12 protein-coding genes and 1 riboswitch are annotated in these 17880 nt (G+C 61.0%); of the genes, 7 read left to right on the forward strand and 5 right to left on the reverse strand.

Annotated features, from left to right (window positions below; genetic code table 11):
• Positions 1-236: 236 nt before the first annotated feature.
• Positions 237-1004, forward strand: a complete 768-nt coding sequence (locus FJE54_RS02040; protein WP_139651033.1) for a class I SAM-dependent methyltransferase — start codon at positions 237-239, stop codon at positions 1002-1004.
• Between the two features lie 198 nt (positions 1005-1202).
• Positions 1203-2459, forward strand: coding sequence for an MFS transporter (locus FJE54_RS02045; protein ID WP_139651035.1), 1257 nt, complete (start codon positions 1203-1205; stop codon positions 2457-2459).
• A gap of 176 nt (positions 2460-2635) precedes the next feature.
• On the opposite strand, the gene FJE54_RS02050 is transcribed toward FJE54_RS02045, so the two are convergent.
• From FJE54_RS02050 to kdpA, 5 genes are all read right to left on the reverse strand, one after another.
• Complete coding sequence (locus FJE54_RS02050; RefSeq protein WP_139651037.1) at positions 2636-3343, reverse strand: response regulator; 708 nt, start codon at positions 3341-3343, stop codon at positions 2636-2638.
• Positions 3344-3347: 4 nt separating this feature from the next.
• Positions 3348-6257, reverse strand: a complete 2910-nt coding sequence (locus FJE54_RS02055; RefSeq protein ID WP_139651039.1) for an ATP-binding protein — start codon at positions 6255-6257, stop codon at positions 3348-3350.
• A gap of 71 nt (positions 6258-6328) precedes the next feature.
• Positions 6329-6958: a K(+)-transporting ATPase subunit C gene (gene kdpC / locus FJE54_RS02060; RefSeq protein ID WP_139651041.1), complete on the reverse strand. Its 630-nt coding sequence runs from the start codon at positions 6956-6958 to the stop codon at positions 6329-6331.
• A gap of 127 nt (positions 6959-7085) precedes the next feature.
• Positions 7086-9194, reverse strand: a complete 2109-nt coding sequence (kdpB, locus tag FJE54_RS02065) for a potassium-transporting ATPase subunit KdpB (RefSeq protein WP_218971885.1) — start codon at positions 9192-9194, stop codon at positions 7086-7088.
• A 19-nt stretch (positions 9195-9213) separates the two neighbouring features.
• A complete protein-coding gene (gene kdpA / locus FJE54_RS02070; protein ID WP_255467173.1) occupies positions 9214-10986 on the reverse strand; it encodes a potassium-transporting ATPase subunit KdpA in 1773 nt (590 codons plus the stop codon).
• An 815-nt stretch (positions 10987-11801) separates the two neighbouring features.
• A riboswitch (glycine riboswitch) is annotated at positions 11802-11882 on the forward strand.
• A gap of 152 nt (positions 11883-12034) precedes the next feature.
• Between kdpA and gcvT the strand changes: the two genes are divergently transcribed.
• From gcvT to FJE54_RS02095, 5 genes are all read left to right on the forward strand, one after another.
• Complete coding sequence (gene gcvT / locus FJE54_RS02075) at positions 12035-13201, forward strand: glycine cleavage system aminomethyltransferase GcvT (RefSeq protein ID WP_139651045.1); 1167 nt, start codon at positions 12035-12037, stop codon at positions 13199-13201.
• A gap of 96 nt (positions 13202-13297) precedes the next feature.
• Entirely contained in the window at positions 13298-13669 is a 372-nt protein-coding gene (gcvH, locus tag FJE54_RS02080) for a glycine cleavage system protein GcvH (RefSeq protein ID WP_139651047.1), read from the forward strand.
• Between the two features lie 81 nt (positions 13670-13750).
• Positions 13751-15169 (forward strand): aminomethyl-transferring glycine dehydrogenase subunit GcvPA, encoded by a 1419-nt coding sequence (gene gcvPA, locus FJE54_RS02085; protein WP_139651049.1) that lies wholly within the window; start codon positions 13751-13753, stop codon positions 15167-15169.
• Positions 15166-16614, forward strand: a complete 1449-nt coding sequence (gcvPB, locus tag FJE54_RS02090; protein WP_139651050.1) for an aminomethyl-transferring glycine dehydrogenase subunit GcvPB — start codon at positions 15166-15168, stop codon at positions 16612-16614. Before gcvPA ends, gcvPB begins: the two co-directional genes overlap by 4 nt.
• 3 nt (positions 16615-16617) lie before the next feature.
• Positions 16618-17880 carry a lipoyl protein ligase domain-containing protein gene (locus FJE54_RS02095; RefSeq protein ID WP_139651052.1) on the forward strand — a complete coding sequence of 421 codons (1263 nt, stop codon included), beginning with the start codon at positions 16618-16620 and terminating at the stop codon, positions 17878-17880.

A 17880-nucleotide genomic window follows, 5' to 3' on the forward strand; every position in this document is an offset into this window, starting at 1 on the left:
CCTTGCCGTTATCAAACTATCGGCGCAATGTTTCCGGCAGTTTTCAGAGCGGGAAACACTTCATTACGGCAAAAGCGACGGCGTGCGGGCGAATCCCAAGTGCGCTGGGACTGAGCGCGGTACGCGACGGACACCGACACGAGTTTGCCGAAACCGTTGCGGGCCTCGGCAAAACACTTCAGTTCGGGTATCATCGGTGATTACCCGAAGAAAAGGCTCCCGCCCGGAAGGATGCCATGACAGCCGAAAGCACAGCCCCATCTCATACGATCGACACCGCAACCGGCGAAGAGGCCCCTGCGGAGCTCTCGTCGCAGCGCGTCTACGAGATATTCTCGGCCATCGCGAAGAAGTACGAGCGGTTCAATGCGGTTTCAAGCTTCGGAGCGTACAAAGGCTGGCTCAAAGGCATGATCGAATGCGCGCCCATCACCGAAGAAAGCCGCATCCTCGATATCGCCGGAGGCACGGGCGATGTATCCTTCACGATCGCCCGCTCAGCGCGCCCGGCGCACATTCAGATCACCGACCTCGTTCCTGAAATGCTCGAAGTGGCGAAAGCGCACTATGACGAAGGTGCCGGATGCGGCGTTCCCATCGACTTCGAAGTGGTCGACGCGCAAAACATCCCCTACGCCGACAACAGCTACGACATCGTGACGATGGCTTACGGCATCCGCAACATGCCCGATCGACAACGCGCGCTCAGTGAAATCAATCGCGTGCTCAAGCCGGGAGGCACGCTCGTATGTCTGGAATTCTCTACACCGCCGAATCCCGCGTGGCGTGCGCTGTACGGGTTCTATCTCAAGCACATGATCCCGTTTTGGGGAGGGCTCATCACAGGAGACAAAGAAGGCTTCGTCTACCTCAGCAAATCGATTAAGGCGTTTCCCGATCAAGCCACGTTCGCCTCGATGCTCGAAAACATGGGTTTCCACGACGTCCATTGGAAAAACTTCACCGGCGGCATCGCGGCAGTGCACACAGCGGTCAAAACGTAGCGGACCGACGGCGCGCCTTTGTCATCAGCTTGTCGCATTGCCCCGCCTTGCAGGCGCAAGCACGACGAAGCGGCATCGAGCGCGCAATTCCACGGCGGCACCAGCCACTGCACTGCGAAAGCCAGGCGATCAGGGCTCTTCGGCCGATTCATCCCCCCAGGATGATCCGTTCGCCCGCATAACGGGTATCATGGAAGCATGCCTTCGCACACGAAACATTCGAGCGGCTCCGGCAAACCGAAGCTTTGGACCCCTGCGTTCATCTTGATCGTAGGAGTTGCCTTCTGCTGCTTCATCGTGGGTCAGGGCCTGAACTCGGGTACGTCGGTCTACATCAACCGGCTCGGAGGTACTGCAACCTATGCGGGCCTGCTTGCTGCCGTGTTCTCGGTGGCCGCAGCCTTCGCACGCGTGCTCTGCGGTCCTATCATCGACCAAAAGGGGCGCGCCATCGTCATGGTGATCGGCAGCGGCCTTTTCGCTGGGGGAATCATCGTGCCCATCTTCACGAACGATACGGCTGCATTCGTAGCATGCCGGTTTTTCCAAGGCGTTGGATTCTCCGCCGTCACCACAGCTGCAGCCACCGCCGCAGCAGACGTGCTGCCTTTTTCTCGTCTCGGGGAAGGTATCGGGTATTACGGTCTCGGCCAGGCGCTCGCTATGTCGGTCGGACCGGCGCTCGCACTGCTTCTCGTTTCCACCGATCCCCCCGAAAACCTCTTCATCGGACTGGCTGCGATGTCGATCGTCATGTTCGTGCTCGCGCTTTTGTGCCGCTACGAACGCAACCCCCAAAAGCTCCCTGATACGTCGGTGTACCGCATGCGCTGCGAAGCGCACGATCGAGGCGAAGATGCGGAAGCGGAGCCCGAACAGCGGGGGCTGCGCCGCGTGTTCGAGCCGAGCGCGCTGCCCGGAGCGCTTCCGATGATCGTGCTCTCCCCCGCGTTCGGCTTCGGCATCTTCTTCATCGGCCTGTACGGCACGACGCTCGGGATCGGCAATCCGGGACTGTTCTTCTCGGTGTCCGCCCTCAGCATGATCGCCGTGCGCCTGAAGTCCAACGCGTTCATGGATCGCGTCGCACCTTTTAAAGTGCTCGCCGCTGCGGTTGCATGCGGCATCATCGCCTACCTGTTGCTGCTCGCCGCAGGTGACGTTGCCGCACTGTACTACCTAGCAGGCATCTTCTACGGCGCCTGCCTCGGAGCGAGCATGCCGATATGCCAATCGGTCGCCGTCAAGAACACGCCTGCCGAACGATGGGGCGCCGCCAACGCGCTCTACCTGCTCGCCACCGATGTGGGGGTCGGCATCGCATCGATAGCCTGGGGCGCGATAAACGATCTGTTCGGATTCACAACGACAATCTGCTGCGTGATCGCATGCATCGCCTTGTCGCTGGTTGTCGCCTGGTTTTCCTTCCCCCCGGATGCGAAACGGAAGCGCTAGCCTTTCCGCGCCGACAGGTGCGGGCGAGAGCATGGACAAACGCGCGCGCAAGGCGCGGCGCTTGACAGCGGTGCGCACAGGGGCTTGACAGATGGTGCGCACAAGGCGCGTGGGCCAAACGGACACGCAAGCGCAAATGCACAGGAGCCGCCCGCGCCGCACAAGAAAAGGAGCACTCAATCTTCCACTCGCATCATGCGGTATCCGATGCCCACGTGCGTTTGGATGTAGACGGGGTGAGCTGGATCGGGTTCGATCTTCTTGCGCAGCGTCGCCATGAACACGCGAAGCGACGGGATGTCGGAAGAGAGCGCCGTGCCCCATACTTCCTTCAAGATGTAGGTATGGGTAAGCACCTTGCCGGTATTGCGGGCAAGCAGGCACAACAGTTTGTACTCGATCGGCGTGAGGTGGATGTCCTCGCCGTGGCAGGTCGCGCTTGCAGCGCGGTAATCGATACGCAAATCGCCGTTCTCGTAGACCGCTTCCTCTTCTGCGGCTATACCCGCATCGAGCCTGCGCAACGCCACCCGCAGCCGCGCGAGCAGCTCTTCAACCGAGAACGGCTTGACAAGGTAATCGTCGGCCCCCGCATCGAGCGCCTCCACCTTGTCGGCATCCTCGATACGCGCCGAAAGCACAATGATCGGCATACGCGACCAGCCGCGGACCGAACGGATGATATCGACGCCGTCTGCATCGGGCAGCCCGAGATCGAGGATCACGAGATCGATGTCGGTTGCCGAGGTGAGTTCGAGCAGCGCGCTGTTACCGGTGGACGCCTCGCGATGCCGGTAACCGTGCACCTGAAGCGTCGTCGCCACCAGGTTGCGAATCGCCGCATCGTCTTCGACGACCAGAATAGTCCGTGCGCTGTCGATCATCTGCCTACTCCTCGATCGCGGTATCCGTACCCGAGCCGGCCGACTCGCGTTCCAATGCGCCGTCCTGCGCCCCGTCCTGCAAATCGGTCGGGAGCCGATCGGCCTTCGCATCGTCGTCCGGGTCGGTTTGGGATCGGCTGGTCCTGGCACCGACACCTTCGATGCCGCCGACTGTCGCCTCGGCTAGCTTAAACGAAAACACGCTGCCGTGCGGCGTTGCGTCCGAAATCGTCAACTCGCCTCCATGCACACGCACGATCGAGCGGCAGAGCGCGAGCCCAAGGCCCATGCTGCGATGGGCGTCGCCGCCCTCTTTGAGCGGCCCGCTCAAAGAGCCGGTGAAGAACATGCCGAAAATGCGCTCCTTATCGGCATCGGGCACACCGAGGCCGTCGTCGGAAACCGCAACGAGCACCGCCGGCACACCATTCTCGCCACGGGTGCGGCGGGCGGATACTTCGATATGCGAGCCGGGCGGCGTATAGGATATGGCGTTGTTCACCAGGTTGATGATCACCTGCATGATCAGCCGCGCGTCGGCTTTCACCATCAAAAGTTCGTCGGGAACGTCGATGCGGATCGCGTGCTCGGCCCCCCTGCGGTTCGTGTGCGAAACGGCTTCCCGCACGATGTCCCCGATCATCTCGGGCTGCATATCGAGTTCGACGCTGCCGTCGTCGATGCGCGTCACCGACAGCAGGTTCTCTACCAGCGAGATGAGCCAGCTCGAATCCTCGTACATGTCCGAATACATCCGCCGCTTCTGTTCTTCGCTTAGCCTATCGCCTTCGGATAGCAACATGTCGGCATCGCCCGAGATGCTCGTGAGCGGCGTTCTCAGATCGTGCGATATCATTCGAAGCAGGTTCGATCGCAATTCTTCCTTCTCCGCTTTTACGCGCATCTCGTGCCGCTCGCGCGCAGAAACGATTTGGTCGCACGCTTGCCCGCACTCGTCGAGAAGGGCGATGAGCAGGTTCTTTTCAAATGATCCGAAATCCTCGCTGTCCTCTTCCATCACAAGACCTGCGACGCCGAACACCGCCCCCTTCGAGCGGATCGGAAGATACAAACAGCGCGCTTCGGCGAGCGTGCCCGTAGTGGCACCCGCCCGTTCGTTGTTCGAGGCGACCCAGGTGGCAACCGCAACCTCGTTGGGGGAGACAAGCTCGACGGCACTCGCATCGCCACCTCCGCTGCCAGCCAAGTCGTACACGTTCGGCTCCGAAAGCCTTCCCTCGGAATCCGCGCGGTACATGACTATAGGCCGATCGAGTATCTTCATGATCTGCTTGGCCGCCGTGGCAAAACAACTCTCGATTGTGGTGGTCGCCTGCAGCTCGCGGCTGCTTTCGAGCAGCACTTCGGTACGATAGGCGCGTCGCGCAGTCGCTTCGGTCTGCCGTTTCATGCGCACGGTCAACGACGAGGCGACAAGCGTGGATATCAATAAAAACGCGAAGATGAACGGGTAGTTGATGCCGTATGCATCGAGCGTGAAGCGCGGCACGGTGAAGAAGAAGTTGTACGCGAGCACGCTGCCAAGTGCCGCGAACACCGAGTAGAAGAACCCGTCAGCGCGGGTGGCGAACAGAAGCACCACGAGCATATAGCCCATGAGGATGACCGATGAGGCGAGTCCGAGCCCATGCACTGCAAGGCCGATCACGGTCGCGAGCGCAACGGCCAGTACGGCCTTCGCCACATCGCCCGACGTGAACTTGAACCCGGTCGCCGGTCTGAAGCGACTCATCTGCTTCGGAAGATCTTTCACCGGCACGACGTTGATGACCGCTCCGTACGATAGGTGCGTAAGCCGATTCACCAGGCTTTCCCTGGAACTGAAGAACCCTCTGCCCTTCTGCGTGCTGCCCAGCACGAGCTGGGTTATGCCCGCCGTTACGGAGTACTGCGCGATGAGCATGGCCACATCGTCGCCGTGCATCGTGACCACGTGCGCCCCGAGCTCTTCGGCGAGATCGATGTTGGCGCGCAAACGGCCTCGCTCCTCGGCATCGAGCTTCTTCGATTCCGAGGACTCGATGACCAGTGCGGTGAGCACGCCGTGGAACGATTCGGCCATATTGGCAGCAGCTCGGATGACCTTCACGTTGCCGGCATCGGGCGTCACGTATACGAGCACATCCTCGCCCGCCTCGACGCGGCATGCAGCTCCGTCAACGACGGGCGCGCGCGTCATGCGATCGGCCATACGGCGCAGGGCGATTTCGCGCAGCGCGGCAAGGTTCTTCTTCGTGAAGAAGTTCGAAAGCGCCACCCAGCTGCGATCGGGTACGTACACCTTGCCCGCATTCAGGCGCTCGATCAGATCGTCGGGTTCGATGTCGATGAGTTCCACCGAATCGGCGCGGTCGAAGATGGAATCGGGGATGCGCTCGGCCACCCGCACCTGCGTGATGGCCGAAATCTTGTCGTTCAAACCTTCAAGGTGCTGCACGTTCACGGTGGTGAACACCGTGATGCCCGCGCGCAGCAGCTCTTCAATATCCTGGTAGCGCTTGCGATGACGGCTCCCGGGGGCGTTGGTGTGGGCGAGCTCGTCTACAATGAGGATCTGCGGCTTGCGCGCAAGGGCGCCGTCGAGGTCGAATTCGCGCAGCGCGATGCCGCGGTGCTCGACCGTATGGCATTCCAACTGCTCGAGCCCCTCGAGCAGCGCCGTCGTTTCGGCACGCGTATGCGGCTCGACATAGCCCACGACGACGTCGAAGCCCTTCTCTTTGGCGATATGGGCCTCTTCGAGCATGGCGTAGGTTTTACCGACGCCTGCCGCGTAGCCGAAGAATATCTTGAGCGTACCGCGTCCCGGCTCGTCGAGCGTTTCCGCCTCTTTGATCTGGCGCAGTATCTCATCGGGATCTCGCCTGATCTCGAAGGTGCCTTCGTCAACCATGAACCATGTCCTCGCTTCGCTTCTTTACCCACAGGCACCCTGCCGAAGCAGAGCGCTCGTGCGCGTTTTTCCTATGATAGCACCCCGTCGAGCATCAGGTTTACCTTCAGCACATTCACCCGCGGCTCGCCGAGAATCCCGAGTTGCGGCTGTTCGGTACATGCTTCGATGATACTGCGGATTTCTGAAGCGCTCTTGCCCGTGTTCTTCGCCAGCCGTTCCACCTGGTACTCGGCCGCGGCGGGCGATATCTCGGGATCGAGGCCGCTGCCCGATACCGTCACCAGATCGCTCGGGATGGGCTTGTCGCCTTTCTCGGGATGAGCCGCGCGGATCGCTTCCACCCGCTTTGCCACAAGCTCTTCGAACTCCTCGTCCGCAGGCGTTTTGTTCGACGGACCCGCCCAGGCAATCGGGTTGCCCTCATCGTCGGTAAACGTCGAGAGGTTATAGTTCGTCGGGCGGCCCCACAGATGGTCCTGGTCTTCGAACTGCTGGCCGAGCAGCGTAGCGTAGCGCGCGTCGGCGGTGCCGTCGCCGTCTGCATCGACGTCGATGATGCTCCCGTTGGCTTGGAAGGGGAAGAACAGCTGCCCGACTCCCAAGCATACGCCGGTATAGATAACGCCAGTGATCAGGCTCATGATCACGAAGAACCCTGCGGCCCTTCCGAGCGTTTTGCCGATACTCTTGTTGTTCATGATCGCTTTCCTTTCACGTGATCGCACTCGGTACCGGTGCGGTTCGTTCCTGCGCGGGCGCGCTTTCGGCTTTGCGCCCTTTGTCTCGTGCGGCGCGCCCGCTCGCACGCCGCACGTTGCCACGGCCTTACGCCATGCCGAAGACCGTAAGCAGCATGTCGATCGCCTTGATGGCTACAAACGGCAAGACGATGCCGCCGAGCCCGTACACAAGCAGGTTGCGCGCAAGCAGGCTCTGCGACGACGCTTCGCGGTACTTCACGCCCTTGAGCGCAAGCGGTATAAGCGCGACGATGATGAGCGCGTTATAGATGATGGCCGAGAGGATCGCCGTCTCGGGGCTCGTGAGCCGCATGATGTTGAGCGCATCGAGCGCAGGATAGAGCGGCGCGAACAATGCGGGGATAATGGCGAAGTACTTAGCCACGTCGTTCGCAATCGAAAACGTCGTGAGCGAGCCGCGCGTCATCAAAAGCTGCTTGCCGATCATGACGATGTCGATGAGCTTCGTGGGGCTCGAATCGAGGTCGACCATGTTGCCCGCCTCTTTGGCCGCCTGCGTGCCGCTGTTCATCGCAACGGCCACATCGGCCTGGGCAAGCGCCGGAGCGTCGTTCGTGCCGTCGCCCGTCATCGCAACCATATGGCCTTCTGCCTGATACGTGCGGATGATCTCGAGCTTCGATTCGGGCGTCGCCTCGGCCAAGAAATCGTCAACCCCTGCCTCGGCAGCAATGGCTGCCGCAGTCATCGGATTGTCGCCGGTGATCATGATGGTCTTGATGCCCATCTTCCGCAAGCTCGCGAAATTCTCCTTGATGCCCTGCTTGATGATGTCCTTCAGATAGATGACGCCCATAATACGATGATCACGAGCAACAAGCAGCGGAGTACCACCGGCCCGAGAGATCGCTTCGACCTGTTCTCTGCATTCATCGGAATACGAACCTCCCGCCTTCTCGACGTAGTCTTTGATCGCGTCAGCGGCACCCTTGCGGATCTCATGGCCTTCGAAGTCGACGCCGCTCATGCGCGTGGCCGCCGAAAAAGGAATCGACACCATGCCTGCACCGCCGAGTTCGCGCTCGCGGATGTTGAAGAGGTCCTTGGCAAGCACGACGATGCTTCGGCCCTCAGGCGTCTCGTCGGTGAGACTCGCGAGCTGCGCCGCGTCGGCGAGATCTTCCTCGGTGGCCCCGTCTACGGGGATGAACGCGCTCGCTTGGCGGTTGCCGAGCGTGATCGTGCCGGTCTTATCGAGCAAAAGCACATCTACATCGCCCGCCGCTTCGACCGCGCGGCCGCTCATCGCGAGCACGTTCGCCTTGTTGAGGCGGCTCATGCCGGCGATGCCGATAGCAGAGAGCAGAGCGCCGATGGTCGTGGGGGCAAGGCAGACGAACAGCGCGACGAGCGAAGTGATCGTCGTGGGGTTCGCGATACCTTCCTGTCCCGCCGCGAACCCGCTGAACGTGAACAGCGAGACGGCGACGAGTAGAAAGATGATGGTGAGCGCAACGAGCAAGATTTCGAGCGCAATCTCGTTCGGAGTCTTTTTGCGGGAGGCCGATTCGACCATCGCAATCATCTGGTCGAGAAAGCTTTTGCCGCTTTCCTGCGTGACGCAGATGACAAGCCAATCGGAAAGCACGGTCGTGCCGCCCGTGACCGACGAGCGGTCACCGCCCGATTCCCTGATGACTGGGGCGGATTCGCCCGTGATGGCGCTCTCGTCGACCGATGCCGCGCCCTGGACGACCTCGCCGTCAGCCGGAATCTGCTCGCCAGCGCACACGAACACGTAGTCCTTCTTCTTAAGCGTTGCCGAGCTGACCTCTTCTGCGCGCGCAAGGTATACATGCGATGGGTCTTCTTCATGCTGCCCTGCGGCGAGCATGCCCTGCGTGATCTTGTGAGCCTGCACGTCCCGCTTGGCGGCACGCAGCGAATCGGCCTGCGCCTTGCCCCGGCCTTCCGCGATGGCTTCCGCGAAATTCGCGAACAAAACCGTGAGCCAGAGGATAACCGCAATCGCGAGGATGAAGCCCGGCTGAGAATCGGCGATGCCGATGAGCGAGAGCACGAACAGGATCGTCGTGAGCACAGCCGAAACGAACACCATGAACATGACCGGGTTTTTGATCTGGTCTTTGGGGTTGAGCTTCACGAATGCGTCGCGAACCGCCCGCTTCGCCTGCGCTTTCGTGTCGTACTTGTTCATTGTGGCAGTTGCCATGGTTGTTTGCACCTTCCTTCTACAAGACCATCTGAAGCTGTTCGGCAATCGGGCCGAGGGCCAGAGCCGGGAACATCGTCAGAGCGCCTACGAGGAGCACGATGAGTATGACGAGGAACACGAACATCGCATTGCTCGTGGAGAGCGTGCCTGCGGTTGTTGCCACTTGCTTGCGCACGGCAAGGCCGCCAGCCAGCACGCATGTCGCAACGATCGGAACGAAGCGGTTCACAAGCATCTCGATGCCGAGCACCACGTTGATGAACGGCGTGTTCGCATTGAAGCCCGCGAATGCCGAACCGTTGTTGCCGCCCGCAGAGGTGGCCGCGTACAGCACTTCGGAGAACCCATGGGCACCCGGATTGTTGAGGCTTTCCACCGTTGCCGGATCGAGGCTCATGGCCGCCGATCCCACGAGGATCACAAACGGAGTGGTGATGCAGAGGATTACCGCCATGCGCATCTCCTTCGGCCCGAGCTTCTTGCCGAGGTATTCAGGCGTGCGTCCGACCATGAGGCCCGCAATGAACACGGTGAGCAGCACGAACCCGATGAGGGAATACAAACCGCACCCCACACCGCCGCCGACCACTTCGCCGAGCTGCATGAGGATCATGGGCACCATACCGCCGAGGGGCGTATAGCTGTCGTGCATGGAGTTAACCGAGCCGTTCGATGCGGCGGTGGTGAACGCCGCCCACAAGGACGAATCCGTTACGCCGAAGCGCGTCTCCTTGCCCTCCATGTTGCCGCCCGATTGGCCGCCCGTGCCCATGTAGACCGCACCGTCTTGAGCAAGCTGAGGCGTACCCATCTGCTCGAACACGCCGATCGCCACAAGCGAGCCGACGAGCAGGATGAACACTGCCGCGAACACTGCCCTGCCCTGCTTGCGATCGTTGACGAACCTCCCGAAGCTGAAGAGAAGCGCGATCGGCACGAGCAGAAGCGCGATGCACTGGATGAGATTCGTGAGCGGAGTCGGGTTTTCAAGCGGACTCGCTGAGTTGACGCCGTTGTAGCCGCCGCCGTTCGTACCGAGCTGCTTGATCATGACCTGGCTCGCCTGCGGGCCCATGGGTACGATCTGCTTGTCGACGATGTCGACGGCAGCCGGATCGTCAGCCGCTACCGCATTGCCCTCAGCATCGATGCCGACCGGTTCCACGAGATCGACTTCCTGGTAGTCGGAGAGGTTTTCTGGCATACCCTGGGCAATGCCGACGACCGACATGACCAAACACAGCGGGATGAACAGGTACAGCACGCCGCGCGTGACATCGACCCAGAACGATCCGAGACCGGGGCTGTTCTCGGCAACCATGCCGCGGAACAGCGCGAACAGCACCGCCATGCCAACGGCGGGCGTGACGAAGTTCTGCACGGTAAGGCCGATCGCCTGCGAGAAGTAGCTCAAGGCGCTTTCACCGCTGTATGCCTGCCAATTCGTGTTCGTGACGAAGCTGACCGCCGTGTTGAAGGCGAGATCCCACGAAAGCCCGGGCAATCCTTCGGGATTGAACGGCAAAAATCCCTGGCACATGAGAAGAGCCATCAGCACGATAAGCGAGATCGCCGAGAACAGAAGCGCGGCGATCAGGTAGCGCTTCCAGTTCATGTTTTCTTTTTTGTCGACGCCGATGATGCGGTAGAGAACACCTTCAACCGGGCTGAGCACGCGGCCGAGCACCGTTTTCTCGCCAGCCATCACGCGATTGATATAACCGCTCAGAGGAATGGCGAGCGCAACGAGAAGCGCGAGGTAGATCCCGTATTCCAGCAGGTTTTCCATCACCTCTCATCACCGCCTTGCAAGAGCACGTAAAACAGATAGAGCATCGCGATGATGCTGAGCACGCCGATGATGCCGGCAACCGTTTCCATCTCGTTCCAACCTTTCCGAAGTTTCAATCTTGCGCCCGGGCAGTGTGCACACGGGTGCCCGGGCTGAAACCTAGGGTAGTCCGACGCGCATTAGCACGACGTTAAGGTCGCAGGCATCGTATTAAGATGGCGTTAAGACGGTACACGCGCCCGCCAGGTGGGTGGCGGTGCGAGCGAGTTGCGGGTGGTGGCCCGGCGAGTGACGCGCCGAAGCGAGGAGCTGGGAGTCTCGCCAGCACCCGATGGAATCCTGGCCATGAAGCTCAACTGGCAATGGCTCCAAAAGGCATCCCTTTCATGGCCATGTATGTTCCCGAATTCTTTGAATCCGGCACAAAATTGGAGGTTTGACAATTATGTAATGAAATACATAATAAATTTTGTTTACAAAGCCAGAGAAATGCCTGGTCGCAAAATTTCAATGCGTCCAAACTAAAAGAGAAGGTATTCTATAATTGTCAAACCTCCAATTTTGTGCCGTAATCTCGGAAACCCGGAACACAAAAGCCACGCGGTGCGTGCTCGCAGCGGCCGCCATCGGAGCCCACCTGCTACCGCAATGCCGTTGCTTTTTGGGGCCCTCGATAAAACACCCCCTACTCGAACAACCGCCCATGCGTAACCGCGACACGCCCGATCATCCGTGTAACCCGCCGTTCGCGAGACGGCGGGTTACCCCGCAGTACGAGGCCATGCTAACCTGTTCGCGCACGAAGCGTTTGGATGACGATTCCGGGAGATACCCGCCACCATGTGGGAGCCGAAGGGGCAGAAACTCTCAGGCAAAAGGACTGGAATCCGACAAACCTCTGGAAAGCCGTTCGATCGGCACCGAAGAAGCAAGCTCTGCGGCTCACCCGCAGGGTTCATCTTTCAGGTAAGCGGACAGAGGCGCGCACGGGGCGAATCCCCGAGCGCGCCTTTTTGCATCCGGCAGACGATCTGGAGGACGGCTTATGGACCAGCATGCAGAAAAACCGGCACCCTCGCACGACGCTCGACCTTCGACCGATAGCACAGGCGCGCAGCAAGGAAAAGACCACAGAACGCCGCTCTACGATTCCCACTTGGCTGCCGAAGGCAAGATCGTACCCTTCGCCGGCTACCTGCTTCCCATCGAATATCCTACCGGGCTCATGAAAGAGCACCTCGCCGTACGCAACGCATGCGGGCTCTTCGACGTGTCGCACATGGGCGAGGTGCTGTTCGGGGGTCCGGGCGCCCTCGCTACGCTCAATCACCTCATGACAAATGATTTCAGCAATATGGCAATCGGACGCTGCCGTTACACGGCGCTGTGCTACGAAGACGGCGGCATGGTGGACGACCTTATCGTATACAAGCTCGGCGAAGAGCGCTTCCTCGCCGTAGTGAACGCCGCCAACAAGGACAAAGACGTCGCATGGATGTCCGACAACCTGCTTGGCGAAACCGAAATGCGCGACCTCTCGGACGACATCGCCCAAATTGCCGTACAAGGGTCGCTTGCTCAAAGCATCCTCTCACGGGTGGCCGACGAAGACGGTTTACCTGCCCGATACTACACGTTCAGCGAGCACGTCTCCGTTGCCGGATGCGACTGCCTCGTCTCGCGTACCGGTTACACCGGCGAAGACGGTTTCGAGCTGTACTGTGCGCCGACCGATGCGCCCACGATTTGGAGTGCCCTTTTAGAAGCAGGCGCAGGTGACGGACTTATACCGTGCGGACTCGGCGCACGCGACACGCTACGTCTCGAAGCGGGTATGCCCCTGTACGGCCACGAAATGGACGAGACGGTCGATCCTCTCGAAGCCGGCCTCGCATTTGCCGTGAAATTGGATAAACCGCAGTTCATCGGCAAAGCCGCTCTCGTTGCAAAAGGCGATCCGGCTCGGATGCGCATAGGGCTCGAAGTAACCGGTCGCGGCATTATCCGCGAGCACGAACCCGTGCTGCTCGACGACGTTTGCATCGGCACCACCACTTCGGGCACGTTCTGCCCCTTCCTTAAAAAGGCGTGTGCAATGGCGCTTGTCGATACCGGCTCGGTTGCCGTCGGCGACGAGGTCGAAGTCGAGGTGCGCGGCCGCAGGGTCGCAGCCGCCGTGGTACCCCTGCCGTTTTACCAGAGATCCCGATAGTTATCGCACGCGAAAGCGTACGCCCGCCGAAGAAGTGCGCGCGCGACCGCTTGGAAACCGGAGCCGGAAATCCGGCAACACGACGAAAGGAACACCATGAACCATCCCTCAGACCGCATGTACACCGATACGCACGAATGGGTCGCCGTCGACGGCGAGAACGCAACGATCGGTTTGACCGATTACGCCCAGAAAGAGCTCGGCGATCTCGTGTTCGTCAACCTGCCGGAAGTCGGCGACGAAGTGACGGGTGGCGAATCGTTTGCCGACGTCGAATCGGTTAAGGCCGTTTCGGAGGTCATCAGCCCCGTTGACGGCACAGTCGTCGAAATCAACGAAGAGCTCCTCGACAATCCTGCCCTCATCAACGAAGCACCCTTTGATGCATGGCTCATCCGCGTCGAGCCGGCTTCTATCGCCGTCGCCACGATGGACGCCCCCGCCTACGAGGAGCTGTGCTCGCAGTAAGGCGCGCGGCGGCGAGCACAGAGATGCTCATGCTTCCCTGCACGACGCCAGCCCAACCGATCAAGCAGAAAGGTGCATCGCATGGGAACCTACCTACCATCGACCCCGACCGAACGCGAGGAGATGCTCGGCGACCTCGGCTACGCGTCGATCGACGATCTCTACGCTGGCGTGCCGCAAGAGGCCCGTGTAGTCGAGCTCGCCTTGCCGGATGGCCTCACCGAATTCGAAGTGCGTGAGCGCATCGCTGCCCTGGCCTCCCGAAACACCGTGTTTCGTTCGATATTTCGCGGTGCAGGGGCATACCGTCGCTTCATTCCCGCACTGGTGAAAACAGTAACGACGAAGGAAGAATTCGTAACCGCCTATACGCCTTACCAGGCCGAGATCAGCCAAGGGGTGCTGCAGTCGATCTTCGAATACCAATCGATGGTGTGCGAGCTCTTCGGCATGGACGCCTCGAACGCCTCGCTCTACGACGGGGCGACCGCTGCCGCCGAGGCGGTGTTCATGTGTCAGGACCGCAAGCGTTCGGCAGTCGTAGTATCTGAAACGGTAAACCCCCAGACGATCGAAACGGTACAGACGTACTGCGCAAGCCGCAACGTCGAGGTGCGCATCGTTGCCGCACGGCACGGAGCAACCGATGTGCAGGCGTTCGCAGATGCACTCGACGATGCGACCGCGTGCGCAATCGTCCAGCAGCCCAACTACTTCGGAATCCTCGAAGATACGGGCGCGCTCATCGAACGCGTGCACGGATCAGGTGCGAAAGCCATCGTTTCGGCCGATCCCGTATCGCACGGCATCCTCGCAAGTCCCGGTGAACTCGGAGCCGACATCTGCGTAGCCGAGGGGCAGTCGCTCGGATTGCCGCTTTCGTTCGGGGGTCCGTACCTCGGGATCATCGCCTGCACGAAGGCGCTCATGCGCAAGCTACCCGGCCGCATCGTCGGCCAAACCGAAGATGCGCAGGGCAACCGCGCGTTCGTGCTGACCCTGCAAGCGCGCGAACAGCACATCCGCCGCGAGAAGGCTTCGTCAAACGTGTGCTCCAACGAAGCGCTCTGCGCACTGGCAGCAGGCGCGTATCTGGCCTCGATGGGCCCGACAGGACTTGCTCGGGCGGCCCAGCTCAGCTGCTCGAAAGCTCATTACTTAGCCGAACGCTTGGAAGAGATCGGGTTCGGGCTTTTGTGGGACCAGCCGTTCTTCCACGAGTTCGTCACCACCTGCCCGATCGATGCCGGAACGCTCGAGGCTTCGCTTGCCGATGCGGGCGTGCTGTGCGGATTGCCCGTGAACCTTCCGCCCGATGCCGCCGCTTCGACAGCCGTAGCAGGCGCAGAAACCAGCGACGACCCCGAGATCTTCCAAAGCGCCGCATGCCCCGAACCCGACGACTCGCCCGTACAGGGCATGCTATGGTGCACCACCGAAGTGAATACGAAAGCCCAGATCGACGAACTGATCGATCTGGTGAAGGAGGTCCTGCGATGAACGTGGTATTCGAGCTTTCCAAACCGGGCCGCGCCTCATCGCTGCTGCCGGAATGCGATGTGCCCACCTCCCTTCCGAATGCGACCTTCTTGCGAAACACCGCGCCCGCGCTTCCCGAAGTTGCCGAAGTCGACCTCAACCGCCACTACAATCATCTCGCCGACGAAGCGTTCGGCGTGTGCGACGGATTCTATCCGCTCGGTTCCTGTTCCATGAAGTACAATCCGCGCATCAACGAGGAGCTGAGCGCGCTTCCAGGCTTTTCCGACATCCATCCGTTGCAACCCGAGAACACGGTTCAGGGCGCACTCGAGGCCATGGCGCTCACGTGCGATGCGCTCGCTGAGATAACCGGTATGGATGCCGTCACACTCCAGCCCGCCGCAGGCGCGCAGGGAGAATACGCAGGGCTGCTGCTTATCCGCGCCTTTCACAAAGCTGCAGGCGACGACGCGCGCACGAAGATCATCGTGCCCGACTCGGCGCACGGCACCAACCCCGCAACCGCTTCGATGGCTGGGTTCGATACGGTCAACGTCGCCTCGAATGCCGAAGGCGGGGTCGACCTCGAGGCGCTGCGCGCAGTCGTGGGGCCCGATACGGCAGGGCTCATGCTCACTAATCCCAACACGCTCGGCTTGTTCGACCCCAACATCCTCGAAATCTGCGAGATCGTGCACGAGGCGGGAGGGCTGTGCTACTACGACGGTGCCAACCTCAACCCCATCATGGGCATCGTAAGGCCGGGCGATATGGGGTTCGACTGCGTGCACCTGAACCTGCACAAAACGTTTTCGACACCGCACGGGGGAGGCGGCCCCGGCTCGGGCCCCGTCGGCTGCAAGGCGCACCTGCAAGACTTCCTGCCCTCGCCCATCGTCGTTGAGAAAGACGGCGCATTCGCCTTTGAGCGACCCCGCCATTCGATCGGGCGTATGAAATCGTTCTACGGCAACTTCGGCGTTGCGATTCGCGCGCTCGCCTACATGCTTGCACTCGGCAAGGAGGGCATTCCCGAAGCAGCCCGAACCGCCGTGCTCAATGCGAATTACCTCATGCGCAAGCTGGACGATCTCTACGCCATGCCGTTTTCCGGCCCCTGCATGCACGAATTCGTCATGGATATCGGACCGCTCAAAGACGAAACGGGCGCAAGCGCTCTTGACGTGGCCAAGCGGTTCCTCGATTTCGGGATGCACCCCCCAACCATGTACTTCCCGCTCATCGTGCATGAGGCGCTCATGGTGGAACCGACCGAGACCGAAAGCCGCGAGACGCTGGATGCAGCAGCCGAGGCGTTTCGCACGATCTGGCACGAGGCGCACGAAAGTCCCGGCGTGCTCGCCGAGGCACCCCACACGACGCGCATCGGCCGCCCGAACGAGGTGCAGGCCGCCCGCTCGCCCATCGTGCGCTGGAAGCCCGAATCCGGCGAGGGGGAGTAGGCTGTGTCCGCACCCGCGAGCGGCGATGCTTGCACACGTGTAACGCTCACCGAACCCACGCGTGCGAACAGTGCTGTGTTTGCACGCGTAACGCCCACCGAACCCGCCCTCCGAACTGCGCGCTTGCAGCCGCTCTTCCTCATCAGCGAGACGACCGATCCGTTCGCGAACATCGCCTGCGAGGAAGCGCTCATGGATGCTGTGCAGCCCGGAGAATACCTGCTGTTTCTCTGGCAGAACGCCCATACCATCGTGATCGGCCGTAATCAGAACGCGTGGAAGGAATGCCGTGTGGCCGAGTTCGAAGAGGATGGCGGCACGATCGCACGTCGCCTTTCGGGGGGCGGTGCGGTCTATCACGACACGGGAAACCTCAATTTCACGTTCATCGCCGCGGACGAGGACTACGATCTTGCAATGAACATGCAGGTTATCTGTGATGCCGTACGATCGTTTGGGCTTGAAGCCGAGCTTTCGGGCCGCAACGACGTCACCATCGATGGTGCCAAGTTCTCGGGTAATGCGTTTTACCGGTCGAGCGGGCGTCGTTGCCATCACGGCACGCTCATGATCGATGTCGATACGGCTAAGCTCGCCCGCTACCTCAACCCCGATCCGAAGAAGCTCGCAAGCAAGGGGGTTGACTCCCTTCGCTCGCGTGTTGCGAACCTGTCCGACCTTTGCCCGCGCATTACTGTCGAGTCGCTCTCCCTTGCACTCATCGAAGCGCTGACGACCGCCTGCGGCAAGCCTGTGCCCTCAGAGGTCTCTCTACCCGAAAGTGCCATGCTATCAGCGCACGTCGCTGCGTCCACCGACGGTCAAACCGCACGCGTTGCCTCGCCCGCGCACATCGCTACGCCTGCGCCTCCCTTCCTTCCCGCGCGATTCCTCTCACCCGCGCAGCCTTTCCCCACCAAGCGTCTCGATGAGGCCGATGTGCAAGCGCGTGTAGCACGGCTTTCCGCGTGGGAGTGGCGCTTCGGCAGGGCGATCCCCTTCACCCACGCCTTCGGCGAGCGCTACGCATGGGGCAACCTCGATGTCGAGCTCGTCGTGAACCGCGGCGTCATCGATACGGCTCGGATATCCTCCGACGCGCTCGATGCCGAGCTCATCGCGGGGCTTGCCTCAGCGCTCGAAGGCTGCCGATACGACCGTGCATCGCTGGAAAATCGACTGATGGGCATCGAAACGGAAACACCCGACCAACAGATGATGCGGGCAGATTGTTCCGAGCTCATTTGTGGAGGATTCTACTCATAG

It is taken from the genome of Raoultibacter phocaeensis, assembly GCF_901411515.1.
Lineage (GTDB): Bacteria > Actinomycetota > Coriobacteriia > Coriobacteriales > Eggerthellaceae > Raoultibacter > Raoultibacter phocaeensis.

Coding starts and splice junctions, on each gene's coding strand:
- FJE54_RS02040 (WP_139651033.1), top strand. CDS start 237: ATGACAGCCGAAAGCACAGCCCCATCTCATACGATCGACACCGCAACC.
- FJE54_RS02045 (WP_139651035.1), top strand. CDS start 1,203: ATGCCTTCGCACACGAAACATTCGAGCGGCTCCGGCAAACCGAAGCTT.
- FJE54_RS02050 (WP_139651037.1), bottom strand. CDS start 3,343: ATGATCGACAGCGCACGGACTATTCTGGTCGTCGAAGACGATGCGGCG.
- FJE54_RS02055 (WP_139651039.1), bottom strand. CDS start 6,257: ATGGTTGACGAAGGCACCTTCGAGATCAGGCGAGATCCCGATGAGATA.
- kdpC (WP_139651041.1), bottom strand. CDS start 6,958: ATGAACAACAAGAGTATCGGCAAAACGCTCGGAAGGGCCGCAGGGTTC.
- kdpB (WP_218971885.1), bottom strand. CDS start 9,194: ATGGCAACTGCCACAATGAACAAGTACGACACGAAAGCGCAGGCGAAG.
- kdpA (WP_255467173.1), bottom strand. CDS start 10,986: ATGGAAAACCTGCTGGAATACGGGATCTACCTCGCGCTTCTCGTTGCG.
- gcvT (WP_139651045.1), top strand. CDS start 12,035: ATGGACCAGCATGCAGAAAAACCGGCACCCTCGCACGACGCTCGACCT.
- gcvH (WP_139651047.1), top strand. CDS start 13,298: ATGAACCATCCCTCAGACCGCATGTACACCGATACGCACGAATGGGTC.
- gcvPA (WP_139651049.1), top strand. CDS start 13,751: ATGGGAACCTACCTACCATCGACCCCGACCGAACGCGAGGAGATGCTC.
- gcvPB (WP_139651050.1), top strand. CDS start 15,166: ATGAACGTGGTATTCGAGCTTTCCAAACCGGGCCGCGCCTCATCGCTG.